Raw genomic sequence first — 212 nt, 5'->3', positions numbered from 1 at the left:
CCTTGGTGACAACTGACAGATACCGCATAGCTGCGCACGAGCAACTAAAGGTGTTTGGCAGAATACTCAATGTGCCTGTCCATGTTGTTGATGAGCGTCATAGTCTGGATACCATACTTGATGGCTTGCGTCACAAAAAACTTGTCTTGGTTGATACTGCTGGCCTAATGCATACCGACGTGTGCTGGTCTGAGCAGCTGCAGGAATTAAAG

1 pseudogene is annotated in these 212 nt (G+C 47.6%); it reads left to right on the top strand.

What is annotated here, in order from left to right:
* A pseudogene (locus A3729_RS10315) lies at positions 1–212 on the top strand (flagellar biosynthesis protein FlhF); the annotation flags it as partial.

This window comes from Oleiphilus sp. HI0043, from assembly GCF_001634935.1.
Note: the sequence above shows the minus strand (reverse complement) of the source record. Positions and strands in the feature narration are given on the sequence as shown.